Consider the following 17,661-nt stretch of genomic DNA (forward strand, 5'->3'; position numbering starts at 1 on the left):
AGAATTTATGAAAAATAGCGCGCACCCATGAAGAGCGCGCCCTTGACCAGGCCCAGGATCACGCCCGAGACGAGCACCGTGGCCCCGGCCGCGGCCGCCAGGCCGGCGACGATCCAGTAGCCGTCGCGCTCGAGGATGCCCAGGGCCAGCAGGCTGATCGACAGTGCCGGCAGCATATTGCCCAGCGGGATGGGCAACAGGACGACGATGGCCAGCAGGAAGCAGATCAGGCCCACCACGTACTCCATCGGCGGCAGGGCCAGGGCGCTGGCGCGTGGGCGCAGCATGCGTTCGGCGCGCTGCAGCCAGGGGCGCATGCGCCCAATGAGCGACTGGAAATCCTTGCGCGCGACCGAACGGCGGGCGATGAAGCCCGGCAGCCAGGGATTCAGGCCCAGCGCCAGTTGCGCCGCCAGGAAGACCAGCGGCGCGCCGAGGATGGCCGAGGTGCCCGGCAGGGCCGGCAGCGCGTTCGGGAAGGCGAAAATGAACAGCAGCGCCCCCAGCGCCCGGTCGCCCAGGGCCGCCACCAGGTCGCCGATCGAAATGCGCTCGCTGTCGCCTTCGTCGGCCAGGCGCTGGAGCATGTCCGACAGCGACAGTCCCTCGGGGGCCTCCGGCATCTCCTTCAACTCATAGTTCATACACTCCATCCTTGTCGACATGGCGGCTTTCGCCGCAGCAGCGCATCACGAGGCCTGCATCGCCCCGGCCGGGTCGACCCGGCGGATCGCCACCTTGGCGATGCGCCTGTCCTCGACCGCGAGGATCTCGTAGCGCAAGCCATCGCGCTCGAAGGCCTGGCCGGCGGCCGGCAGGGTCTCGAAGTGCGCCAGCAGGAAGCCGGCCAGCGAGGTGTAGTCGTCGTCCTCGCCCACCAGCCCGCTCGTGTCGAGCACCTGCTCGAGCTGGTGCAGGTCGGCCGTGCCGTCCACCTGCCACAGCCCCGGCGCCAGCGCCTGCACCGCCGGCTGCTCGTCCTCGTCCGGGAATTCGCCGGCGATCGCCTCGAGTATATCGACCGGCGTCAACAAGCCCCGCACGCTGCCGAATTCGTCGGCCACCAGCACCAGTTGCCCGCGCGCGCGCTTGAGCGTTTCCATCGCCTTCAGCACGCCTGCCGTTTCCGGGAAGACAATCGGCGCACGCAGCGTGCCGGAATCAAGCGACTCGTCGATGCGGCCGCGCAGCAGCAGGTCGCCGATCATGTCCTTGGTACGGGCAATGCCGACGACGTTGTCGATCTCGCCGCGGCAGACCGGCATCAGGCTGTGCGGCGTCGCCTGCAGCTGCCCCAGTATCTGGCCGGCATCGTCTTCCAGATTGACCCAGGACATTTCCGAGCGTGGTGTCATGACCGAGCGGATCGAGCGGTCGGCCAGGGCCAGCACGCCGCTCACCATGTTGCGTTCCTCGACGGCAAAGGCCTCGTCATCCGCTTGTTCGCCCCGCCCCTCGTCCGACGCCTCGTCGCGCGTTTTGCTGCCGAGCAGGCGCAGCACCGTGTCCGCCGTCCGGTCCCGGAAAGGCAGGCGCGCCTCGTTCTTCAGGAAATTGCGGCGCGCAAACTGGTTCAGGGTCTCGATCAGGATCGAGAAACCGATCGCCGCGTACAGGTAACCTTTCGGGATGTGGAAGCCCAGGCCTTCGGCCACCAGGGAGAGGCCGATCATCAGCAGGAAGCTCAGGCACAGCACGACGACGGTCGGATGGGCATTGACGAAACGGGTCAGCGGCTTGGAGGCCAGGATCATCACGCCGATCGAGATGACCACGGCCGCCATCATGACGCCCAGCTCGTCGACCATGCCGACCGCGGTGATCACGGCGTCGAGCGAGAACACGGCGTCGAGCACCACGATCTGGGCCACCACGGCGCCGAATGAAGCGTAGCCCTTCGACGCCGACTGGGTGTGCACCACCCCTTCCAGGCGTTCGTGCAATTCCATGGTCGCCTTGAACAGCAGGAACAGGCCGCCCACGAGCAGGATCAGGTCGCGCCCGGAAAAGTCCAGCGCGCCGAGCGAAAACAGCGGAGTCGTGAGCGTCACGAGCCAGGACACGATCGTCAGCAGGCCGAGGCGCATCGCCATCGCCAGCGACAGGCCGAGCAGGCGGGCCTTGTCGCGCTGGTGCGGCGGCAGCTTGTCGGCCAGGATCGCGATGAAGATCAGGTTGTCGATCCCCAGCACGATTTCCAGCACCACCAATGTCAATAAACCCACCCAGATCGTCGGGTCGAACAGCCATTCCATCGTATTACCTCATTTAATTGTTGCAGCTTCAGTTCCTGCACGCAGGCGCGTGGCCGGTATGGGGTGCAGGACGCACAGGGGGTTAATCCGTTGCCGGAAAATGCTCAGCCCCTGGGCGGTGGCTTGATGGGTGCGAACGAAGGATGGCCGTGGATGGGCGGCGCATACGGCGCCGCCGACCAGCCGGGCTGGACGGCGAAATGCAGGCGGCTGTGGGCTTCGACGGTCTCGTGGAAGTCGCCGCTGGCCGGCGGCTCGTCGGGGTCGATGTCGCCGCCGCCCTGGGCATCGGCGGCGCCGGCTTCCAGGGACAAGGCGTGTTGCGCCGGGCACTCCTGCTGCACCGAGGATGCGGACAGGGACAGCGCGAGGACATTCAGGGGGAACAGCAGGATCAGGAAAATGACGAGTAATCGTCGCATACGTATGCCGGGAAACGGAACGGGCCCAGTATAGCATGTCAATTTCGGCAACCCGCGCCGGGCAGGCTGCGGCGGCTCAGGTCCGGCGTCCGGCAAGTGCGGCGAGTGCGTCCAGTACGGCCTGGTCAGTGCTGCGGTTCAACAGCCGGCGCGCCTCGTCCAGGGTGGCCAGGTGCACCGCCTGCGATTCCCAGCCCATGGCGCCCGGATGGCCGCCGGTCCGTTGCGCCAGGTAAAAGCGGGTCCAGGTCTGGGTGCGGCTGAAGTCGCCGAGAAAGCCCGTCAGGCGCACCCGCAGGCCGGATTCTTCCCACACCTCCCTGATCGCGGTAGCCTGAAGCGACACGCCGTGGCTCACGCGTCCCTTGGGGAAAGTCGCCTGGTAGCCGCCGTAGGCGTTCGAGGGCGCGACCAGCCAGAGCCGGCCGTCCGGCTCGATCACGACGGCCCCGCCTGCTGCCTGCCTGCCGGGCGGCAGCAGGTAGGGAGGCTCGTCGAGCGGCTCCGCATCGGCCCGCCACAGCGCGTGCTCGAGTTCGGAGGGCGGACAGTCGGCCAGCACCACGCCGTTGAGCACATTGGCACATACGCTGCCCGGGATGAAGGTGACGTCGGCTTGCGGATCGGCCAGCCGGTCCAGGTTACGCTCGCGGGAAGGCGACACGATCAGGTGCTTGCGCCCGTGCTCGTCGAGGCAGGAATGGTAGGTCGGGGTGTCGCGCATATTCGCTGTCTGTTGGTTCGGGATGGCGTCATCCTAAATAAAAAAGGCGCTGTTCGCATTAAGTGTGGAATCTTCTGGCACTGCTGAGGTCAAACCGGACCCTACTCAGCCGGAGGCCGCATGCAAGCACGCACGTTCGAGCACTTCTTAAAACATGTCCCGGCGTTGACTCGGCGCCAGCGCGAACGCCTGCTCGGCCTGCTGATGCCGGCGGCGGCCCTCGACCGGGTCGTCGACCTCATCGAAGACCAAGCCGCCCAGCAGTTGACTTGCCCGGGCTGCGGCTCGGACCGCCTCTACAAGCATGGCCGCGCCAACGGCTTGCAGCGCTATCGCTGCCGCGCTTGCGCGCGCACGTGCAATTGCCTCAGCGGCACGCCCTTGGCGCGCCTGCGGTACAAGAGGTGCTGGCTCGACTATCTGGACGGCATGCTTGATTCGCACAGCGTTCGCCGGTCCGCCGCCGAGCTTGGCGTGGCCAGCGCCACCACCTTTCGTTGGCGCCACCGTTTTTTGGCGCTCAGCAAGAACGACCGGGCAAAGCGCCTGTCCGGCATCGCCGAGGCCGACGAAATGTATTTGCTCGAATCGCACAAGGGATCGCGCACGCTAACGCGCGCGCCACGCAAACGCGGCGGTAAAGCAATAAAGCGCGGCGTTTCCAGCGAGCAGATGTGCATCCTGGTCGCACGCGACCGCAGCGGCCAGACGCTCGACTGGGTGCCTGGCAAGGGAGCGGTGACGTGCGCACAATTGCACGAACACCTCAAAACCCGGCTCGAACCCGATGTGCTGCTGGTAACCGACGCCCATAAGGCCTACCGCGCCTTCGCGATGGAAGCCGGCATCAGCCACGAGGCGGTCAATGTCCGCGCGGGAATCCGGATGCGCGGCGCCGTGCACGTGCAAAACGTCAACGCCTATCACAGCCGACTCCGCAGCTGGCTGCAGCCCTTCCGGGGCGTCGCCAGCCGCTACCTGCAGAACTACCTCGGCTGGCGATGGGCGCTCGACGGCAAACGCCTGGCTACGCCGGACGCTCTGCTGCGCGCAGCCCTCGGCATAGGGCGTCAGGCGCTATTCCACACTTAACGCGAACAGCGCCATAAAAAAACCGCCTGCGAACAGGCGGTTTCGTGTGGGACTGCGGCAGGTATTACCAGCCGATGTCCTTGAACAGTTCCATGGTCAGGTCGACCGGCGCCGTGACCGAGTGGCTCAGGTCGGACGAGATCGACGGTTCCATCAGCTGGTTGCGGGTCGCGGTCGTGTTGTAGTGCGACACCGACGAGCCCGACTGGTAAGGGTTCGGCGTGAACATCGTGATGCGGCCCTGCGCGTCGGCGCCCGAGTACGAAGTCTTGGAGCGTTCGAACTTGGCGACGGTGCCGGCCACGTTGCCGTTGGCCTTGGCCACGCTGGCGGCGATCAGGGCGCCGTCGGCCTGCGTCACGCGCACTGCCGGAATCAGGATGCTCGGGTCGGCACCGCCCAGGCCGGTCACGGCGCCCGGTGCGTTGTCGGCCACGATCACGCCGATGGCGCCCGCGTCCTGTGCGTTCTTGACCTTGACGGTGAAGCCGCAGGTGCCGCGGCTGACCAGGGCGATCTTGCGGCGCACCGCCGCCGCGTTCGCGGCATCGAACGGCGTGCACGCCGAACCCGGGCTGTCCGCCTGCAGGGCGACCACGCCGACCTGGCCGGTCAGCGGCGACTTGTCCAGCTTCGGACCGAAATCGGCTTCGCCGATCGCATACATGTCGCCGGCCGGCGAACCGGCGCCGGCGCCGATGATGCGCAGCTGGCCGGTCGCGGTCAGCACCGACGGCACGGCCGCGGTCACGCGGGCGCCGGTCCAGGACAGGCCGGCCGGCTTGAGCGCGGAAGCGGCGCGTTCGGCGGCGGTCATGTCGACCCACAGCTTGCCCGTGGTGTTGTCGAGCAGGTTATGATCCCATACCGACGGGTAGCCGGTCGCGCCGCCGAGGCGGGCGCCGGTGAGGCCGTTGGTGAAGGTCTGGAAGCCCAGGCCGTGGCCCATTTCGTGCAGCAGGGTGGCGACGAAGTCGATGCCGCTGCCTTCGTTGGCGTCCAGGCCGAAATAGAAGCCGCTGCCTGCCAGGCAGTTCGGCTTGCCCAGTTCGGAGTTGAAGCGGGCATTGATCTGGCCGCCCGGGGTGTCCGAGATTTCCTTGCCGTTCAGCTTGTTGGCCAGGGCGTAGGAGTACCAGGTGTTGGTCTTTTGCGCGCCAGGGAAATTGGCGAAGACCTGGGTCGCGCCGGCGCTGCCGAGCACGGCGCTGGTGGCGGTGCAGGAAAGCGGGGTGAACTGCGCGTTGATGACGATTGGTACCGACGAGGTCAGGGTCGCGCCCCAGATGTTGGCCGCGTGGGTGAAGGCGATCAGGCGCTGCTGGCCGAGCGTGGTGCCGGTGTTTCCGCCGACCGGCGTGGCCGGGGTCGGGTCGTTGAAGCCGACGCCGGGCCCGTTCAGGTTGTTGATGACGATGGTCGCAGCCGCCTGGGCGGTGCCCATGGCGCCGAGTGCGAGTGCCAGGACGGCAGCTGCCTGGGTCAGGCGCGGGAGCTTATTGGACTTCATTCTGGTGCTCCTTCGCTTGCGTGGAAACCGGGTGGCTGTGGGTCAAGGAAGAATCGGCGGCGGTCTTGCCGTGGACGCAATCGTGTTCCAGCGTGCCGTCGGCGTTGCGGCGCATCACCGAATACATCACGGACTCTTCGTCGACGTGGGCAGCCACGACGCCGTTCTGCTGCAGGCGCACGACGCCCGCTTCCGGCAGGCCGGCGGCCTGGCGGGCGGCTTTCTGGGCGGCGCGGTCGGCGGCGCGCAGTTCGTTCAGCTGTCGGGCTTCGGCGGCGGTGGCGTTGCGGAGCTTGCCGGTGCGCGGGTCCTTGGAGGCGGTCTGGCCTTCCTGTCCGGCAGCGAAGGCCGAACCGGCGAGCGCCAGCGCCGTCAGGGCGACCACGCTGCGCAGTGCAAATACTGGCTTGTGCATGTTGGGTTGTCTCTCGGAATAATAGTGATCGATACGTCTTTTCTTGCCGCTCTTGGGTGGCGGGTGTGACCAACTATATCCTCGACGGCAAAAAAATTGCACAGCTTGGTAGAACATTTTATATGGTTATGCGCTCAAAGTAGCATAGATTGTTTGCATTCTCCTCTGAAAATCCACAGCACGTTTGCATTTGTGTCATGTTGCGTTACTGCCGCGTTAACAGTTTTTTGTTGACCGATAGTAGACAGGGGCGGCGGCCTGAGGTATGCGTGCACGCGTGGAGTCGGGAACACACCCTACGGACGACGCCCTCAGTAGGGTGCAGGCGAAAAAAAGCCCCGCTCGGGGCGGGGCTTCTTGCTTTCGCTGCGAACCGCTTAGCGGGCGGCGTGCGCAGCCAGCTTGCGGATCACGGCGGGACGGATCGAGTCCGAACCGCGCGACATGCGGTACAGCTGCCAGACGTCGCTGTTGCCGGAGTCACCATGGAACCAGGCTTTCACGCGCGCGATGGCGGTGCCCAGTGCGCTGGAAGTGGAAAGGGATGCTGTGGTCTTGGTCGTCATGATGTCCTCGCTCGTGGTCTGATGTGATCAGTATGAGGCCTGCGAGATAGAAATCAAATTGATTTACATGATGAAGGCCATTCACAATCGGAATATCTCTTAATCCTTGTCAGAAATACTTTACCCACCCCTTCCCGCTCTGGCGCTTGTACTGCCCGAAACGCCGCGTCGGCCAGTACAGCGCGACTGACAGCAGCGCCGCGATCGCCCACACCTGCCACACCTCCGCGACATCGGCGCGCTGCACGTCGAACAGCCACGCCGCCAGCCGCTGCAGCGCCAGCAGCGCGTACAGGTGCAGCAGGTAGAAGAACAGCGGCGCTCCGCCGAACACGGCGACGACGCGAGTGACTCTCGACTCGCGTGTCTCGAACCAGGCCAGCGCCAGCAAACCGCAGCCCAGCGTCAGCAGGAGGAAATCGAGCGAAGGCGGATACTTGGTGAAGTTCAGGAAGGACATCGTGGTGCGCAGCAGGTCGGCCTGGGGCGCCCACGGCACCGGTTCGCCGTACACGTTCGCCGCCCGCAGCAGCACCAGCAGCACCAGGCAGGCGACGCCTCCCAGCACCAGCCGGCGCCGGCGGAATTCCGGAGCGACGCTGCGCGCGAACAGCGGCCCGCAGGCATAGCCCAGCAGGATCACGCCGATCCAGGCCAGCACCGGGTAGCTGATCTTCACTTGCAGCGGCTCCTGCAGCAGGTAGCCGCGCTGCTCGAGCACCGTCCACGCGTGCGCCGCCAGGGTCCCCGGTTCGAAGGACAGGCCGGCGAGCGCGTTGTGCCCGCCGACGATCAGCCCGCCGAGCAGCGCCAGCACCGCTAGCGGCAGGCGGTGCAGCAGCGCCAGCGCCAGCATGGCGAGACCGATGGCCCACATCACCTGCAGGTAAAGGGTCGCCGGCGTGAAGCTGCCGGTCCAGGCGAAGTTGATGACGACGATTTCGAGGCCGATCAGCAGCAGCCCGCGCTTGACGAGGAATCCGGTCGCGTCGCGCGTGCCGCCGGGCGGGTGCGCGTACAGCCAGGCCGACAGCCCGGTCAGGAACACGAACAGCGGCGCGCAGAAGTGGGCCGACAGGCGGGTGAAGAACAGCGCCGGGTCGACGCTGGCCACGTCCATCGGGTCGCTCACCTGGTGCTGCAGGAAGAAGGTCTCGCGCACATGGTCGACCGTCATCAGCAGCATCACCAGGCCGCGGGCCACGTCGATGGATGCGATGCGCTTGCTGGTGCTTGACATGGTATGGGTCATGCTGGTCCTCTCTTACAACTGGTACGACAGGGTCGCGGTGATGGTCCGCCCGCTGCCGGGCGCAACCCACAGCTGGCTGTAGGAACTGGCGTAATAGCTGCGGTCGAACAGGTTCTCCACGTTCAGCGCCAGGCGCCAGTGGCGGTTCGCCCGGTATGAGGCGAGCAGGCGCACCGTCGTGTAGCCCGGCAGGCGGAAGCCGCTCGAGGCGGCGACGTCGCCGAAACGCTCGCCCACGTAGGCGACACCTGCGCCGGCCGAGGCGCGCGCGTCGCCGGCCACCAGCAGCAGGCTGGCGCCGTGGCGCGGCACGTTCGGGAAGCGGCTGCCGGTACGGATGGTGTTGTCGCCGCGGGTCACGCGCGCGTCGGTCCAGGCATAGGCGCCGGACAGCCGCAGGCCGCGGCGCAGCTCGCCGGAGACGTCGAGCTCGACGCCGCGGCTGGCCACCTCGCCCGCCGGGAGGGAGAAATCCGTGTTGGCCGGGTTCGGCGTCAGCACGTTCTTTTTCTCGATGCGGTAGAGGGCCAGGGTGCCCGCCAGCCCCCGCGGCGCCTCGTGCTTGATGCCGATCTCGTGGGAGCGGCTTTCCTCGGCCGGGAAGGCCTGGTTGTCGATGCCGATGCCGCTGTTCGGACGGAAGCCGCGCGCGGTGCTGGCGTAGAGCGAGACGGTGTCGCTCGGCTGGTAGACCAGGCCGGCGCGCGGACTGGTTGCGCTCAGCTCCTGGTGGTTGACGGCGCCGGTGCGGCGGTTGCCCACCGTCTGGCGATAGCGGTCCGCCCTCACCCCGGCCAAGGCCTTCCAGCGCGGCCCCAGCGTCACCTGGTCCTGCGCGTACACGGCGCTGGCGCGCTGGTGCTCCTCGGTGTCGATCGACAGCGCGAGCGGCGCGGCAGTGGCGCCATACACGGGTGCGAAGACGTCGATCGCGTAGGGCGTGGCGGCCGAGGGATTGCGCCGCATCTGCACGCGCCGGTCGTCGAAACGGTAGGCCTCGACGCCCGCCAGCAGCGCATGCTGCATCCCCAGTGCGGTGACCTTGCCCAGGGCCTCGATGCGCGCCGATCGGTCGAGGGCCGACCAGTCGCGGTGGCGGCGCTGGCGGCGCAGCGTGCGGCCGTCGGACAGCAGGTCGTTGGCGTCGCTCGAGTAGCCGGCCAGCGAACTGTCGCGCCAGGACGCCCCGCCCTGCAGCGACCAGCTGCCGCCGGGAGCGTGCTGGACGAACAGCTGGTGGCCGAGCGAGCGCACCGTGGTCGGGCCGTCGCCCGGCTCGCCGAGGAAGCGCCCGCGCGGCACCTCGCCCAGCCGGCCGTCGATGGCGGGGATGCCGCGATCGAAAGGGGCGCGCTGGCGCGCGGCCTCGATCTCGTACGAGACCGTGGTGGCGCTGCCGGCCAGCCAAACGAAGGACGGCGCGAGGAATTCGCGCTCGCTGTGGACGGTGTCGCGGAAGCTGTCGCCGCTGCCGTGGGCCGCGTTGAGGCGCCAGGCGAGGCTGTCCGTCATGGGGCCGCCGAGGTCGACGGCGACGCGGCGCGTGCGGTGGCTGCCCAGCGACAGGTCGATGCCGGCATGCGGCGTGAAGCGCGGCTTCCTGGTGAGGATGTTGACGGTGCCGCCGGGCTCTCCCCGTCCGTAGAGGGCGGACGCGGGTCCCTTCAGGATCTCGATGGCCTGGGTGCCGGCGATGTCGCGCATGCCGTTGTAGCCGCGGCTGGAGCTGAAGCCGTTGACCATGTAGTCGGAGCCGAAATTCGGGTCGCCGGTGAAGCCGCGCATGGCATAGCTGTCCCACAGGCCGCCCAGGTCGCTCTGGCGCGCGATGCCGCTGGCCAGCTCCAGGGCGCCGGAGAGGCTGCTGACGCCGACGTCCTGCAACAGGTCGGCGCCCAGGGTGCGTACGCTTTGCGGCAGGTCTTTCGGCGGGGTTTCGGTCTTGGTGGCGCCGGCCACCGACAGGGTGCGGTAGGTGGCGCGCTTGGCGGTGACGACGACGGTGTCCGGCACGGGCTGGGCCAGCGCGGTCAAAGGAATGGTGCCGGCGATGAACGCCGCGCACCGCATGGAATGGGTGTGCATGTCAGGTTTCCTGCTGTTGGATGTGGGTCGGCACGGCCAGGACTGTGCCGTGGCCGTAGCGTTCGATCAGCGGCGATTCAGGCCGCGAGCAGAAAGCCGGGCGGCGCGTGCGGCGGCGGCAGCAGGTAGTCGGGAGTGGATGCGGCGGCGAGCGGCGCAGGGGCCGCGGGCACCGCATGCAGTACGGGTGGCGTGGACGGCACGGGGCGCAGCACGGCGCCGGGCGGCGGCGCGTGCGGCTGGGCATGCGCCATGCAGGAGACGCAGTGCTGGGCTTTCGAGGCGAGCTCGTGGTCGTGCCGCGCTGCCCCAAGCAGTTGCAGCACAAGCACGATCGCCAGCAGCCACAGCATGGTGCGACGGCGGACGGGCAGCACGGCGGCTGCCGGGAATGCGCCGGCGGGCGGCGCAGGTGAATTGGTCAAACGACGAACCTCGGGCGAACACGTGACGAACAGCGCCGCCATGGCCTCGCGGGCCATGGCAGGTCAGGAAAACAGGGAGCTGTGGGTGTTCAGGCCCGGGGCGGGCCGCGCGGCTGGAAGGCGCAGGCCGCAGGCCGGCAGGGGTCGGGGGTAGTCGATGCGGGGTTTGCCGTGGCGCCGGGCGCGAGCGGCACGAATCGGGACGCCGTGGCCGGCAGTGCGAACGCCAGCTGGGCGCTGGCGGCGCAGCCCGCGCAGAGGTCGTGCAGGGCCGCCTTGGACGACTTGCCGCCTGCGCCGGTGCCCTCCTGCGCAGCCATGCGTGCTTCTTCCACGTGCGACAGGCCGTGCAGGGCCGACACCTGCTGCGAAAAGAGCAGGAACAGCGACAGCAGGACAAGGACGACGGAACGCGGCATGCAGCGGGATTGAGGGAACGACAACGCCATTTTACCCGATCGGGCCGATCCACGAGCGGCAAGGGCCGAAAGCCGCTTCCCCGCATGGACAAAAAAAACCCCGGCTGCCGAAGCAGGCGGGGTTGTTCGCCGCGCTCTGTTAGCCGGGCATCAGCGCACCGCGGCCACCGCCAGCGCCGTCATGTTGACGATGCGGCGCACCGTCGCGCTCGGGCTCAGGATGTGCACCGGCTTGGCGCTACCCAAAAGGATCGGGCCGACCGTGACGCCCTTGCCCGCTGCGACCTTGAGCACGTTGAACAGGATGTTCGCGGCATCGAGCGAAGGCATCACCAGCAGGTTGGCGCTGCCGCTGAAGCCGGACTCGATGTCGTAGACCGCGCGGATTTCTTCCGACAGCGCGGCGTCGCCGTGGACCTCGCCGATCGCCAGCAGCTCGGGCGCGCTCTCCTTCAACAGGGCGCGCGCTTCGCGCATGCGCCGTGCCGACGGCCGCTCCGAGGATCCCTGCGAGGAATGCGAGAGCATGGCCACCTTCGGCTCGAGGCCGAACTCGCGCAGGGTGGTCGCGGCCAGCTGGGCGATGCCGGCCAGTTCCGCCGCGCTCGGCTCGTCGTTGACGTAGGTGTCGGTGATGAACAGCGTGTACTTGTCGAGCACGAGCGCGTTCATGGCCGCCAGCACCGGCGCGCCCGGCGCCATGCCGATCTCGTTCTTCACGTGCTGCAGGTGGCTGTCGTAGCTGCCCTTCATGCCACAGATGAGGGCGTCGACCTCGCCGCTTGCGAGCAGGCGCGTGCCCTGCAAGGTCGCATCTCCGTCACCCTTGCCCTCGCCTTCGACCAGCGTGTAGTCGCTGCCCGCCTGCAGGCGCAGCCCGGCGTCGCGGATCGCGCGTTCGATGGCGCCCTTCTCGCCGATCAGGACCGGCTTGGCGATGCCTTCGTCGACCACGGTCTGGACCGCGCGCAGCACGCGCTTGTCGTCGCTCTCGGCGAAGGCGACGCGGCGCGGATTGGCCTTGGCCTTGGCAAACACCGGCTTCATGAAGAAACCGGTGTGGTAGATCAGCTGGGCCAGCTTTTCGCGGTAGGCCGCCATGTCGGTGATCGGGCGCGCCGCGACGCCCGATGCCGCGGCCGCCTCGGCGACGCGCGGGGCGATCGCCGCCAGCAGGCGCGGATCGAAAGGCTTCGGGATGATGTAGTCGGGGCCGAAGGCCAGGTCCTCGCCTTCATAGGCCGAGGCCACCACGTCGCTCGCTTCGGCTTCGGCGAGTTCCGCGATCGCGGTCACGCAGGCCAGCTTCATCTCGTCGGTGATGCGGGTCGCGCCGCAGTCCAGCGCGCCGCGGAAGATGTAGGGGAAGCACAGGACGTTGTTGACCTGGTTCGGATAGTCCGAGCGGCCGGTGGCGACGATGCAGTCCGGGCGCGCGGCCTTGGCCACTTCCGGGCGGATCTCCGGTTCCGGGTTGGCCAGCGCCAGGATCACCGGCTTGTCGGCCATGGTCTTGACCATCTCGCCGGTGAGCACGCCCGCGGTCGAGCAGCCCAGGAAGACGTCGGCGCCGTTCACGATGTCGCCCAGCGTGCGGGCGTCGGTGTCCTGCGCATAGCGCGCCTTGTTCGCTTCCATGTTGGCTTCGCGGCCGGCCCAGATCACGCCCTTGGAGTCGGTCACGTAGATGTTCTCGCGCTTCACGCCGAGCAGCACCATCATGTCCAGGCAGGCGATCGCCGCCGCGCCGGCGCCCGAGGCGACCAGCTTGATGGAACCGATGTCCTTGCCCACGACTTTCAGGGCGTTGAGCAGCGCCGCGGTGGAGATGATGGCCGTGCCGTGCTGGTCGTCGTGGAAGACCGGGATGTTCATGCGCTCGCGCAGCTTCTTCTCGATGTAGAAGCATTCGGGCGCCTTGATGTCCTCGAGGTTGATGCCGCCGACCGTCGGTTCCAGCATCGCGATCGCGTCGACCAGCTTGTCCGGATCGAGTTCGTCGAGTTCGAGGTCGAACACGTCGACCCCGGCGAATTTTTTGAACAGGCAGCCCTTGCCTTCCATGACAGGCTTCGAGGCCAGCGGGCCGATGTTGCCCAGGCCGAGAACAGCGGTGCCGTTCGAGATCACCGCGACCAGGTTGGCGCGCGAGGTGTACTCGGCCGCCATCGCCGGGTCGGCCGCGATCTCCTCGCAGGCATAGGCGACGCCCGGCGAATACGCCAGCGACAGGTCGCGCTGGTTCGACAGCGGCTTGGTGGCGACGACTTCGATCTTGCCGCGGGTCGGGCTGCGGTGGTATTCGAGCGCGTCGGCGCGCAACTGGGTGTCTTTGGCTTCGCTGAGATTGGTTTCGGTACTCATGGTTTCCATCGCGTGTTGTGGTGATCGGGATGCGGCGGCGCCGGCAGCCGGGCCTGGACCCGCCGGATGCGGGACCGGCAGGCAGGCGGCGCCCTTCAGGCGAACGCGGCTCAAAGGGGAAGGATATACCAGCGGCCGGATTTGCGTATCCGATCGATAAGATTTGGGCCACCGGCATGCGAGCGGCATGGCAGCACAGGCCGGCGGCGCGGCCCGGAGGGCGGTTCAGTCGCCCTTGCGGGCCATGAACACGAAATGGGAGCGCAGCGGCGGTGCGAGCGCCGCCAGGGTGTCGGAGACGAGAGGAGGCAGGCGCGACATGAGGCGCGCCAGCGGCGGCGCCAGCAACAGGCTGCGGTAGCAGGCTTCCCGGCCCGGGAAGAACCGGGCCAGTTCGGCCCGCGTCACCTTGCGCACATGGGGATTGCGCGGATTGTTGTAGCGGAAATCGAAGATCAGGCACCAGCCGCCGGGCCGCAGCTTGTGCCACATGGCGGCAGCCAGCGCGCCGCGGGTCGCGTCGTCCAGCACCGACGAGAACACCGTGTGGGCCGTAATCAGGTCGAAACCGCCGCCCGGGACGCTCTCGAGCTCGCCGAGATGCCATTGCACCTGGCCGGCGGTGACGGCGCGCGCCGCGTCCAGGCGGTCTGGCAGCAATTCGGTGCCGGTCAGGTTGGCCGGCCGCGCACCCTAGTCGATGAGCTGGCGCAGGAAATTGCCGCTGCCGCAGCCGACGTCCAGCACGCGCAGCGGCGCCAGGTCGTGCCCGACCGTGCGGCCGAACATGGCGGCGAAAGTGCGTGCGCGCGCGGCGCTCTGCTGCAGTACCTCGGGCCGGTGCCAGGCATAGCGCGGCAGCGCACCGCCGCCGTGCCATTGCCGGTACACCTGTGCAAGCCGTTCCTGTTCGGTTTGGGCGTCGTGGATAGTCATGGCAGTCTCCTCACTGCCATCTTCACCGAGCACGCAGGACGAAATTTGAGATTAGCCAGACGGCATACCCTCGCCGGCGAACTTTTACACGGATTTACAGTCTGGACGCGGCCGAGCAACAGGACTTGTTGAGGGTGAGAAACCTCGTTGTGCCGCTCCGCAAGACGCGCGGGGCCGGGACCCCACCTTGCGAGACTACGGCACGACCGCCGTCACTTCGATCTCGACCCTGGCCCTGTCCTCGACCAGCCCGGCCACCTGCACCGCGCTCATGGTCGGGTAGTGGCGGCCGATCAGGTCGCGGTAGGCCGCGCCAATCGCCGGATAGGCTGCAACGTACTCCTTCTTGTCGAGCACATACCAGGTCATGCGCACGATGTGCTCCGGCTTGGCGCCGCCTTCGGCCAGCACCGCGACGATGTTCTCCAGCGCCTGGCGCACCTGGCCGGCGAAATCGTCGGTGTGGAAGACGCCGTCGCGGTCCCAGCCGACCATGCCGCTCACGAACACCATCCGGCCCGAGCAGGCGATGCCGTTGGCGTAGCCGCGCGGCCGCGGCCAGCCTTCAGGTTGCAGGAATTCCATCATGTTTGTCCTCGTTCGCCTGGTGTCGCTGCGGAGGCTGCCGCGGCCCCGGCCAGCAGTTCGCGCGCGATGATCAGCTGCTGCACTTCGGTCGCGCCCTCGTAGATGCGCAGCGCGCGGATTTCGCGGTACAGGCGCTCGACCGGCTGCTCGCTGACCACGCCCAGCCCGCCGAACATCTGCACGGCGGCGTCGATGACCTGCTGGGCGGTCTCGGTAGCCGTCATCTTGGCCATCGCCGCTTCCTTCGTCACGCGCCGCCCCTGGTCGCGCTGCCAGGCGGCGCGGTAGGTCAGGAGCGCGGCGGCGTCGATGCCGGTCGCCATCTGCGCCAGCTTGGCCTGGGTCAGCTGGAAGTCGGCCAGGGTCTTGCCGAACATCTTGCGCGCGGTGGCGCGCGCCAGCGCCTCGTCGAGGGCGCGGCGGGCGAAGCCGAGCGCCGCCGCGGCCACCGAGGTGCGGAAGATGTCGAGGGTCGCCATCGCCACCTTGAAGCCCTGCCCCGCTTCGCCCAGGCGCTTCGACGCCGGCACCCGGCACCCGGCAAAGCGCAGGCGCGCCAGCGGGTGCGGCGCAATCACGTCGATCCGCTCGGCGATCTCGAAACCGGGCAGGCCGGCGTCGACGATGAAGGCGGAGATGCCGCGCGCGCCCGGCGCCTCGCCGGTACGGGCGAACACGACGTACACGTCGGCGATGCCGCCGTTCGAGATCCAGGTCTTTTCGCCGTCGAGCACGTAGTGGTCGCCCTCGAGCGTCGCCGAACACGCCATCGCGGCGACGTCGGAGCCGGCATCGGGCTCGGACAGGGCGAAGGCGGCGATCGCCTCGCCGCGGCCGACCCGCGTCAGATAGTCCCGCTTGTTGTCCTCGCTGCCGAACAGCGTGATCGCTCCGCTGCCGAGCCCCTGCATGGCAAAGGCGAAGTCGGCCAGGCCCGAATGGCGGGCCAGGGTTTCGCGGATCAGGCAGACGGCGCGGGTGTCGATTGCGTCGGAAGCGCCTCCGTAAGCCGTGCCGCCGATCGCATGCTTCAGCCAGCCGGCTTCGCCCAGCTGCTTCACCAGGGCGCGGCAGGCGGCGTCGACGTCGTGTTCGTGCTGCCGGGGGATGTGCGTAGCGGCCCAGGCGTCGAGCGCCTGCGCCAGCTCGCGGTGGCGGCCCTCGAGGAAGGGCCAGGCCAGGTAATCGGTATCGGCCATGGTTCAGTTGCCTTCAAAATGCGGTTTTTCCTTCGCGACGAAGGCGTGGTAGGCGCGGTGGAAGTCGTTGGTGGCCATGCAGATCGCCTGGGCCTGGGCTTCGGCCTCGATGGCTTCGTCCACGCCCATATTCCACTCCTGCTGCAGCATCTTCTTGGTCATCCCGTGGGCGAAGGTCGGGCCGGCGGCCAGCGCGGCGGCAAAGGCCTGGGCCTCAAGCAGCACGTTTTCGGGCGCGCACAGGCGGTTGAAGAAGCCCCAGCGTTCCGCGGTCTCGCCGTCCATGCTGCGCCCGGTGTAGAGCAGCTCGGCCGCCCGGCCCTGGCCGATCACGCGCGGCAGCAGCGCGCAGGCGCCCATGTCGCAGCCGGCCAGGCCGACGCGGGTGAACAGGAAGGCGGTCTTGCTGCGCGCGGTACCGTAGCGGATGTCGGAAGCCAGCGCCAGGATCGCGCCGGCGCCGGCGCAGATGCCGTCGATGGCCGCCACGACCGGCTGCGGGCAGGCGCGCATCGCCTTCACCAGGTCGCCCGTCATGCGGGTGAAGGTGAGCAAGCCCGGCATGTCGAGTTTCGTCAGCGGGCCGATAATGTCGTGCACGTCGCCGCCCGAGCAGAAGTTCTCGCCGGACCCGGTGAGGACCACCGCCTTGACGTCGCCGGCATAGCTTAGCGCCCGGAACAGGTCGCGCAGCTCGGCGTAGGAATCGAAGGTGAGCGGGTTCTTGCGCTCGGGCCGGTCGAGCGTGATCGTGGCCACGCCGCCGTCCACGCGGAACAAGAAGTGCTGCGGCTGATAGCCGGACAGGTCGTTGCGGTTGCCCGCCAGCTGCTGCGGTTCGCCTGCAAGGTAACGCATGGGTTCTCCTGGTGTTTCGCTTACGTGTTGATTATTCGGGGGCGCCGAGGCCCCGCTTCATGTTCGAGAGCAGCGCCATCAGCGTTGCGCGTTCCTGTTCGCCCAGGCCGCGCATCAGCTCGATGATCCAGCTTTCGTGCTTCGACGCCATGCCCTTGAAGGCGCGCCGCCCGGCGGGGGTCAGCCGCACGCGGTAGGCGCGGCCGTCGCCCGGCACGGCGTCGCGCGCCACCAGCCCCTCCTGCTCGAGCAGGTTGACGATGCCGGTGACGTTGGCATTGGTGACCATCATGCGCTTCGACAGTTCGCCCATGCGCAGGCCTTCCGGATGGCGGTCGAGCTGCGCCATCAGGTCGAAGCGCGGCAGCGTGATGCCGAATTCGACCCGCAGGCGGGTGCGGATCTCGGCTTCGATCAGCGTGGTGCACGAGAGCATGCGCAGCCACAGCTTGAGCGACTGGTGGTTGTCCCCGGTGAGGCGGCTCTCGAGGTCGACGGCTTCATCGACGCCATCCAGGCCGCGTTCCGCTTTGGCGATATGGCCCGCCATC

At 68.0% G+C, this 17,661-nt stretch carries 19 protein-coding genes; 1 reads left to right on the forward strand and 18 read right to left on the reverse strand.

Translation table 11 applies throughout. From position 1 onward, the window contains the following. Positions 1 to 5: 5 nt before the first annotated feature. The 4 genes from ACWCIA_RS16005 to ACWCIA_RS16020 form a co-directional block, all read right to left on the reverse strand. Positions 6 to 644 carry an exopolysaccharide biosynthesis protein gene (locus ACWCIA_RS16005; RefSeq protein WP_454164825.1) on the reverse strand — a complete coding sequence of 213 codons (639 nt, stop codon included), beginning with the start codon at positions 642 to 644 and terminating at the stop codon, positions 6 to 8. A 45-nt stretch (positions 645 to 689) separates the two neighbouring features. Beyond that, complete coding sequence (locus ACWCIA_RS16010; protein WP_454164827.1) at positions 690 to 2,255, reverse strand: TerC family protein; 1,566 nt, start codon at positions 2,253 to 2,255, stop codon at positions 690 to 692. Positions 2,256 to 2,359: 104 nt separating this feature from the next. Continuing rightward, on the reverse strand, positions 2,360 to 2,677 hold the full coding sequence (locus tag ACWCIA_RS16015) for a hypothetical protein (RefSeq protein WP_454164829.1): 318 nt from the start codon (positions 2,675 to 2,677) through the stop codon (positions 2,360 to 2,362). Between the two features lie 76 nt (positions 2,678 to 2,753). Then, a complete protein-coding gene (locus ACWCIA_RS16020) occupies positions 2,754 to 3,401 on the reverse strand; it encodes an NUDIX hydrolase (RefSeq protein ID WP_454164830.1) in 648 nt (215 codons plus the stop codon). 120 nt (positions 3,402 to 3,521) lie between these two features. Between ACWCIA_RS16020 and ACWCIA_RS16025 the strand changes: the two genes are divergently transcribed. Next, positions 3,522 to 4,493: an IS1595 family transposase gene (locus ACWCIA_RS16025; RefSeq protein ID WP_454164832.1), complete on the forward strand. Its 972-nt coding sequence runs from the start codon at positions 3,522 to 3,524 to the stop codon at positions 4,491 to 4,493. Between the two features lie 64 nt (positions 4,494 to 4,557). Here ACWCIA_RS16025 and ACWCIA_RS16030 read toward each other — a convergent pair whose 3' ends face one another. The 14 genes from ACWCIA_RS16030 to ACWCIA_RS16095 all read right to left on the reverse strand — a co-directional run bounded on the left by ACWCIA_RS16030 (position 4,558) and on the right by ACWCIA_RS16095 (position 17,660). Further along, positions 4,558 to 6,003 (reverse strand): PA domain-containing protein, encoded by a 1,446-nt coding sequence (locus ACWCIA_RS16030; RefSeq protein ID WP_454164834.1) that lies wholly within the window; start codon positions 6,001 to 6,003, stop codon positions 4,558 to 4,560. Further along, on the reverse strand, positions 5,990 to 6,418 hold the full coding sequence (locus ACWCIA_RS16035) for a post-PEP-CTERM-1 domain-containing protein (protein ID WP_454164836.1): 429 nt from the start codon (positions 6,416 to 6,418) through the stop codon (positions 5,990 to 5,992). The genes ACWCIA_RS16030 and ACWCIA_RS16035 overlap by 14 nt, the downstream gene beginning before the upstream one ends. Before the next feature lie 377 nt (positions 6,419 to 6,795). Beyond that, entirely contained in the window at positions 6,796 to 6,984 is a 189-nt protein-coding gene (locus ACWCIA_RS16040; protein ID WP_454164838.1) for a hypothetical protein, read from the reverse strand. Between the two features lie 109 nt (positions 6,985 to 7,093). Continuing rightward, positions 7,094 to 8,236 (reverse strand): DUF1624 domain-containing protein, encoded by a 1,143-nt coding sequence (locus ACWCIA_RS16045; RefSeq protein ID WP_454164840.1) that lies wholly within the window; start codon positions 8,234 to 8,236, stop codon positions 7,094 to 7,096. A gap of 12 nt (positions 8,237 to 8,248) precedes the next feature. Further along, complete coding sequence (locus ACWCIA_RS16050) at positions 8,249 to 10,321, reverse strand: TonB-dependent siderophore receptor (RefSeq protein ID WP_454164842.1); 2,073 nt, start codon at positions 10,319 to 10,321, stop codon at positions 8,249 to 8,251. A 77-nt stretch (positions 10,322 to 10,398) separates the two neighbouring features. Next, positions 10,399 to 10,746, reverse strand: a complete 348-nt coding sequence (locus ACWCIA_RS16055) for a hypothetical protein (RefSeq protein ID WP_454164844.1) — start codon at positions 10,744 to 10,746, stop codon at positions 10,399 to 10,401. 89 nt (positions 10,747 to 10,835) lie between these two features. After that, on the reverse strand, positions 10,836 to 11,165 hold the full coding sequence (locus ACWCIA_RS16060) for a hypothetical protein (RefSeq protein WP_454164845.1): 330 nt from the start codon (positions 11,163 to 11,165) through the stop codon (positions 10,836 to 10,838). A gap of 150 nt (positions 11,166 to 11,315) precedes the next feature. After that, positions 11,316 to 13,529: an NADP-dependent malic enzyme gene (locus tag ACWCIA_RS16065; protein ID WP_454164847.1), complete on the reverse strand. Its 2,214-nt coding sequence runs from the start codon at positions 13,527 to 13,529 to the stop codon at positions 11,316 to 11,318. Positions 13,530 to 13,754: 225 nt separating this feature from the next. Further along, on the reverse strand, positions 13,755 to 14,204 hold the full coding sequence (locus ACWCIA_RS16070) for a hypothetical protein (RefSeq protein ID WP_454164874.1): 450 nt from the start codon (positions 14,202 to 14,204) through the stop codon (positions 13,755 to 13,757). Positions 14,205 to 14,222: 18 nt separating this feature from the next. Beyond that, on the reverse strand, positions 14,223 to 14,465 hold the full coding sequence (locus tag ACWCIA_RS16075) for a hypothetical protein (RefSeq protein WP_454164848.1): 243 nt from the start codon (positions 14,463 to 14,465) through the stop codon (positions 14,223 to 14,225). 195 nt (positions 14,466 to 14,660) lie between these two features. Beyond that, positions 14,661 to 15,050 (reverse strand): RidA family protein, encoded by a 390-nt coding sequence (locus ACWCIA_RS16080; RefSeq protein ID WP_454164875.1) that lies wholly within the window; start codon positions 15,048 to 15,050, stop codon positions 14,661 to 14,663. Beyond that, positions 15,050 to 16,252 carry an acyl-CoA dehydrogenase family protein gene (locus ACWCIA_RS16085; RefSeq protein WP_454164850.1) on the reverse strand — a complete coding sequence of 401 codons (1,203 nt, stop codon included), beginning with the start codon at positions 16,250 to 16,252 and terminating at the stop codon, positions 15,050 to 15,052. The genes ACWCIA_RS16080 and ACWCIA_RS16085 overlap by 1 nt, the downstream gene beginning before the upstream one ends. A gap of 3 nt (positions 16,253 to 16,255) precedes the next feature. After that, positions 16,256 to 17,110 carry an enoyl-CoA hydratase family protein gene (locus ACWCIA_RS16090; protein WP_454164852.1) on the reverse strand — a complete coding sequence of 285 codons (855 nt, stop codon included), beginning with the start codon at positions 17,108 to 17,110 and terminating at the stop codon, positions 16,256 to 16,258. Between the two features lie 31 nt (positions 17,111 to 17,141). Next, entirely contained in the window at positions 17,142 to 17,660 is a 519-nt protein-coding gene (locus ACWCIA_RS16095; RefSeq protein ID WP_454164854.1) for a MarR family winged helix-turn-helix transcriptional regulator, read from the reverse strand. Position 17,661 lies beyond the last annotated feature (1 nt).

This window comes from Massilia sp. SYSU DXS3249, from assembly GCF_053668055.1.